This is a genomic window from Candidatus Pelagibacter communis, from assembly GCF_001179925.1.
GTDB classification, from domain to species: domain Bacteria; phylum Pseudomonadota; class Alphaproteobacteria; order Pelagibacterales; family Pelagibacteraceae; genus Pelagibacter; species Pelagibacter ubique_E.
Map to the genome: position 1 here is coordinate 1 of NZ_CVSF01000035.1, position 6,242 is coordinate 6,242.

5 protein-coding genes are annotated in these 6,242 nt (G+C 30.9%); 2 read left to right on the plus strand and 3 right to left on the minus strand.

Annotation, left to right across the window (positions count from 1 at the left end):
* Positions 1-2,570 (plus strand): carbamoyl-phosphate synthase large subunit (gene carB / locus AMN70_RS02440; RefSeq protein WP_075501431.1); only part of this gene is annotated, 2,570 nt, incomplete at its 5' end.
* Here carB and AMN70_RS02445 read toward each other — a convergent pair.
* Both AMN70_RS02445 and AMN70_RS02450 read right to left on the minus strand, forming a co-directional pair.
* Positions 2,567-3,232 carry a hypothetical protein gene (locus AMN70_RS02445; RefSeq protein WP_075501433.1) on the minus strand — a complete coding sequence of 222 codons (666 nt, stop codon included), beginning with the start codon at positions 3,230-3,232 and terminating at the stop codon, positions 2,567-2,569. The genes carB and AMN70_RS02445 overlap by 4 nt on opposite strands.
* On the minus strand, positions 3,232-4,173 hold the full coding sequence (locus AMN70_RS02450) for a mitochondrial fission ELM1 family protein (RefSeq protein ID WP_075501435.1): 942 nt from the start codon (positions 4,171-4,173) through the stop codon (positions 3,232-3,234). The genes AMN70_RS02445 and AMN70_RS02450 overlap by 1 nt, the downstream gene beginning before the upstream one ends.
* 21 nt (positions 4,174-4,194) lie before the next feature.
* Here AMN70_RS02450 and trxB point away from each other — a divergent pair, with 21 nt between their 5' ends.
* Positions 4,195-5,139 carry a thioredoxin-disulfide reductase gene (gene trxB / locus AMN70_RS02455; protein WP_075501437.1) on the plus strand — a complete coding sequence of 315 codons (945 nt, stop codon included), beginning with the start codon at positions 4,195-4,197 and terminating at the stop codon, positions 5,137-5,139.
* Here trxB and AMN70_RS02460 read toward each other — a convergent pair.
* On the minus strand, positions 5,133-6,242 hold a 1,110-nt coding region (locus tag AMN70_RS02460), incomplete at its 5' end, for a pyridoxal phosphate-dependent aminotransferase (RefSeq protein WP_075501439.1). The genes trxB and AMN70_RS02460 overlap by 7 nt on opposite strands.

The window sequence follows — 6,242 nt, forward strand, 5'->3', positions numbered from 1 at the left end:
AAGTTGTAAGGGATAAAAAAGATAACTGTATCATCATCTGCTCAATTGAAAATGTCGATCCAATGGGAATACATACTGGTGACTCAGTAACTGTTGCTCCAGCGCTTACATTGACTGATAAGGAATACCAAGTAATGAGAAATGCCTCTATTGCGTGTTTAAGAAAAATTGGAGTAGAGACAGGCGGATCAAATGTTCAATTTGCAATCAATCCTAAAAATGGCCGAATGGTTGTTATTGAGATGAACCCTAGAGTATCAAGATCATCAGCACTTGCGTCAAAAGCAACCGGATTTCCAATTGCAAAAGTTGCTGCAAAACTTGCAGTTGGTTACACTTTAGATGAATTAAAAAATGAAATCACAAAAGTAACACCTGCTTCATTTGAACCAAGTATTGATTATGTGGTTACAAAAATTCCAAGATTTACTTTTGAAAAATTTTCAACTTCTCCTGCAACTTTAGGTACATCAATGAAATCAGTTGGTGAGGCAATGGCCATAGGAAGAAATTTTAAAGAATCCCTTCAAAAAGCATTGGTATCTCTTGAAACTGGTTTTTCAGGATTAGATAGAATATTTAATTTTGAAAAAAAACAAATTGAAAAAAAGCTAAAAGAAAATATTCCTAATAAACTCTTGCTAGTTGCAGAAGCTGTTAGAAAAAAAATCAATTTAAAAAGAATATTCAAACTATCAAAAATTGATCCATGGTTTCTAGAGCAAATTAAAGAAATAGTGGAGAATGAAATTGAGATTAAAAGCAAAGGATTACCTAAGAATTTCAATGAATTTAATAAGATAAAATCAATAGGCTTTTCAGACAAAAAATTAGCAGAATTAACAAATACATCTGAAGATATAATAAGACGAAAAAGAACTGCCCTTAAAATTTTACCAGTATTTAAGAAAGTTGACACTTGTGCAGCTGAATTTAAATCGTTTACACCTTATATGTATTCAACATACCAGCGAAATTTCTCAATTAATTCAGAATGTGAAGCAGATCCATCAAGTAAGAAAAAAATTATTATTCTGGGTGGTGGTCCTAATAGAATTGGACAAGGAATAGAATTTGACTATTGCTGTTGTCAGGCAAGTTTTTCATTAAAAGAGGCTGGATTTGAAACAATCATGGTTAATTGTAACCCTGAAACAGTTTCAACAGATTATGATACAAGTGATCGATTATATTTTGAGCCGCTCAAAGAAGAATATGTTTTTAATTTAATTAAGAAAGAAAAAGAAAAAGGTACCTTAGTTGGGATTATTGCTCAATTTGGTGGCCAAACCCCAATTAAACTTGCAAAATTTTTACATCAGAACGGATTTCCAATCTTAGGAACTCAATACGCATCGATTGATTTAGCTGAAGACAGAGACAGATTTAGAAATTTGCTAAATAAGTTAAAGCTTAAACAAGCTGAAAGTGGAATTGCAAAAACTTTTAAACAAGCTTTACAAATAGCTGACAAAATTGGTTTACCTTTAATGGTAAGACCCTCATATGTATTAGGTGGAAGAGCAATGGAAATTGTTTATGAAAAAAGCCAGCTTAAAAATTTTGTAGAGGAAGCGTTTAAAGCAGCTGAAAAAAATCCAATACTAATTGATAAATTCATAAATCATGCGATGGAAGTTGATGTTGATGCGATATCAGATGGAAAAAAAGTATATGTGGCAGGTATTATGCAGCATATTGAAGAGGCTGGAATTCATTCTGGTGACTCGGCCTGTAGCTTACCTCCAATATCTATCAAGCCATACTTAATTAAAGAAATTGAAGATCAAACTAAAAAATTAGCTTTAGCTTTAAAAGTTAAAGGTTTTATGAATGTTCAATTTGCAATCAAAAAAGATGAAATTTATGTGATCGAAGTTAACCCTAGAGCAAGTAGAACAGTGCCATTTGTCTCAAAAGCAAAAGGTCTACCTCTTGCAAAAATTGCATCAAGAGTAATGGCAGGTGAAAAATTATCTAAATTTAATTTAAAAGATAATTCTAAAGGCATGTATGCAGTTAAGGAGGCAGTATTTCCATTTAATAAATTCCCTAACAGTGATTTACTTTTAGGTCCTGAAATGAAGTCAACTGGTGAAGTAATGGGATTTGACAGAAACTTTGGAATGGCATTTGCTAAAAGTCAAATAGCTTCTTCTAACTCTTTACCAAAACAAGGACTTGCTTTCATATCTTTGAAAGACTCACATAAAGATGAGGGAATTGATTTAGCAAAAGAACTTATAAAATTAGATTTTACGTTATGTGGAACAAGAGGAACTGCTGAATACATTAGAAAACATAAAATGAAATGTAGAATTATTAACAAAGTAAGTAGTGGATCTCCTCACATAGTAGATGTTTTGGACTCTAAAAAAATTGCTCTAGTAATTAATACAGGTGGAGGAAATTCTGAACACAGATTAAATGATGCCATAGCCCTTAGAAGAGGAACTCTTAAAAATAAAGTTCCTTACTGTACTAATATGTCAACAGCAATTGCATGCATGGAAGCAATAAAATCACTTAAAACTAAAAAAATAGAAGTTGTATCTCTTCAGGATGTTTAAGTAATCACTTTCCAATCTGTTTCAAAAGTTACATAATTTACTTGTATACATCTTCTTTCTTTGACTATTTTTTTCTTTTCCATTCCATGCCATGTATTAGGTCCACTAGTAAAAAGATATCCATAGTTATGCTTATAAGGAACAGTTTTTACTTTTTCTAATTTTTCGTTATAAAAATCTGTTCCTAATTCTTCTGACTCATTCTCATTATTTACAAAAATTAAACCCGACATTAGCTTTTCTTTAATATCACAATGAGGCTTTAACCAAAAACCTTCTCGATCACAAATTACTTCTAACCTAACGTAAGAATTTGATAAATCTTTATTAATCATCTTTGAAATAGTTTGATGAACCTCTTTAGATTGAAGTTCATTAATAAATCTAACTAAATTTGGAAATTTATTTTCATTTTCTTTGTTAACGAAGCATCTAAATTTTATCGCTTCACCACCTGAAGCTATTCCCTCTCTAAATTCAGCCGCCCCCCCGTCAATTGCTCTAGTACCATCATAGTCAATATTATGTTTGCTCACATCTGGAATATCAGCTTTAATTATTTCCTCTATAGCTCCATCAGTTAGTGCATTATTATATTCCCAATGATTAAATGGAAATTCATGTTTTTTTGATTGATTTTGTATTGAATCTAAAAACGACATTATGAATTTATTTTTTGTTTAATAATACTTGCTACTCTATTAGTTTCATCAAGTTTTTTATAGCTCCAATTTTCCAAACTATTGTCTAATTTTTTTATAATGTTTAATTCACTTAATAATTCTCTGAATTTTCTAATTCTTTGATCATTTTTGTTTGTTGGAATATCTGCAAAATAAATCGGCTTTCCAGTTATAGCTGCTTCAGATATCATTGATGTTGAGTCGCATGTTACACATATATATTTTGCTAAAGATAAGGCTGACAGGTAGGCTTTTTTATCTATAGTCTCTATAACAAGACTATTTTGTTGAAGTTTAATTTTAGATAATTCAATTATATTTTTTGGAGTTCTCATTGAAGGAATAACAATTCCCTGAAGATTATTTTTATTAACCAAATCATTAAACAAATTTAGAATAATCTCAATATTTTGTTCTGAGTATTTATAATGTTTTGTAGGCCCGCCTAGTATAAGTAAAAAATAATCTCTATTTGATACTAATCTATTTTTCAAATAATCAGTATGCTTATCAATTTCTTCTTTCGTGAGATAATGTATAGCACCTTTAGTGTTTAATACATTGTTACCTTTCAAAGCATCATGCTCTGGCGCAATAATAAAATCAAAATGATTTAAATCTACTTTTGGATCTTGAATATGAATATTAAATACTTTTTTATTTGCTGTTTTTTTCAAATGGATCGATGGAATAACACTTTTACGACCACAGGAAATAATTAAATCAAAGTCATTTAAATTGAGTTTTTTATAAACATTTTGTGAAATCGGTGACAGCTTTGGAGGAATCATTTCCCAAAAATTATTTAGTTCAACCGTATGGTGTGTAAAATCTAAATCTAAAGCTTTTGCCAATCCCTCAACCTGACTAATCATACCATGCATTCCTTGAGTTAATAATATGCCTTTTAATTTAGTCATTAATTACTATATAGCTTTGATATGAGTCAAAATCCAACTAAACACACAAAAGTGTTAATAATTGGATCTGGTCCAGCCGGATACACAGCAGCTGTATATGCAGCTAGAGCAATGTTAAATCCTATTTTAGTTTATGGATCTGAGCCTGGTGGACAATTAACTACAACAACTGACGTTGAAAATTTTCCAGGATTTGCAGATGTTATTCAAGGACCTTGGTTAATGGATCAAATGAAAGAACAGGCAAAGACTGTGGGAACAGAAATGATTGAAGACCATATTTCTTCAGTAAATTTAAAATCTCAACCGTTTGAAGCTGTTGGTGATAGTGGTCAAAAATATACTGCAGATAGTATTATAATTTCGACAGGTGCTCAGGCTAGATGGTTAAATTTAAAATCAGAACAAGAGTTTAGAGGTTTTGGAGTTTCAGCTTGTGCTACATGTGATGGTTTTTTCTTTAAAGATAAAGAAGTTGCTGTTGTTGGTGGAGGTAACGCAGCTGTAGAGGAGGCTATGTTCCTTACAAAATTTGCATCTAAAGTGAAATTAATTCACAGAAGAGATAGCTTGAGAGCAGAAAAATTGCTACAGAAAAAATTGATGGAAAATAAAAAAATTCAGATTATTTGGGATTCAATTGTTGAAGATGTTATTGGAGATAAAGAGCCCAAAAATGTTAAAGGCATAAAAGTAAAGAATGTCAAAACTAATAAAATTGATGAGATAAAACTTGATGGATTGTTTATTGCTATTGGTCATGATCCTGCTACACAATTATTTAAAGACCAATTAAATATGGATAAAGAGGGTTATTTAATTACAAAACCTGATTCAACAGAAACTAATATTCCTGGTGTATATGCGGCAGGAGATGTTAAAGATAAAACATTTAGACAAGCAGTTACTGCAGCTGGGATGGGTTGCATGGCAGCCTTAGAGGCTGAAAAATTTTTATCTCATTGATTAAAACTTTCACAAAAAGATTTAATTCTTGACATGGCTTTTTTTAAATTTTTCATTGATGTGGCGTAAGATATTCTGAAATAGCCATCTAAGCCAAAAGCAGAACCTTGAACAACAGCGACATTTTCTTTTTCGAGCAATTTTTGAACAAAACTAGTATCATTTTTTAATCTTGTTTTCTTGTTTAGTAAGCCTTTACAGCTAGGAAACACATAAAATGCTCCATTAGGAGTTAAACAATTAATCCCCTTAATATTATTTAAGTTTTTAACAACAAAATTTCGTCTTTCTCTGAATGCCTTAGCTCTAGTTTTAATAAATCCTTGTTTTCCATTTAATGCCTCAACTGCAGCAGCTTGACTTATTGAAGAAGGATTTGAGGTAGATTGTGATTGAATTTTTCCTATTGCTTTAATTATATCTTTAGGACCTGCAGCATAACCAATTCTCCAGCCAGTCATGGCATATGATTTACTTACCCCATTCATTGTAAGTGTCCTATCTTTTAATTTTGAAATTTGAGCAATAGTAAAAAATTTAAAATTGTCATATCTAATGTGTTCATAAATATCATCACTTAAAATTAAAATTTTTTTATATCTAATTAAAACTTTTGCTAAATCTTGAATTTCTTTTTTTGAATAACCTGCCCCAGTTGGATTTGAAGGAGAATTAAGAATTATCCATTTCGTCTTTTTCGTTATTGCGTTTTTTAATTTTTTCGCAGTTAATTTAAAACCTTCTTTTTCAGTACACTTTATAATTTTTGGCTTTCCCCCTGCTAATAAAACCATGTCCGGATATGATACCCAAAAAGGTGCAGGTATAATTACTTCATCTCCTCTGTTTAAGGTTGCCATAAATGTGTTGTAAAGAACTTGTTTTCCACCTGAACCAACAGTTATTTGATCAATGGAATAATTTAATTTATTCTCTCTTTTAAATTTCTTGATAATTGCTTTTTTAAGTTCAGGTGTTCCATCAACAGCAGTATATTTTGTGTCTCCCCTTTTAATTGCTTTGATTGCTGCATTTTTTATATTTTCTGGAGTATCAAAATCTGGCTCACCAGCACCTAATCCAATGACATCTTTTCCAGCCAA

Coding starts and splice junctions, on each gene's coding strand:
- AMN70_RS02445 (WP_075501433.1), bottom strand. CDS start 3,232: ATGTCGTTTTTAGATTCAATACAAAATCAATCAAAAAAACATGAATTT.
- AMN70_RS02450 (WP_075501435.1), bottom strand. CDS start 4,173: ATGACTAAATTAAAAGGCATATTATTAACTCAAGGAATGCATGGTATG.
- trxB (WP_075501437.1), top strand. CDS start 4,195: ATGAGTCAAAATCCAACTAAACACACAAAAGTGTTAATAATTGGATCT.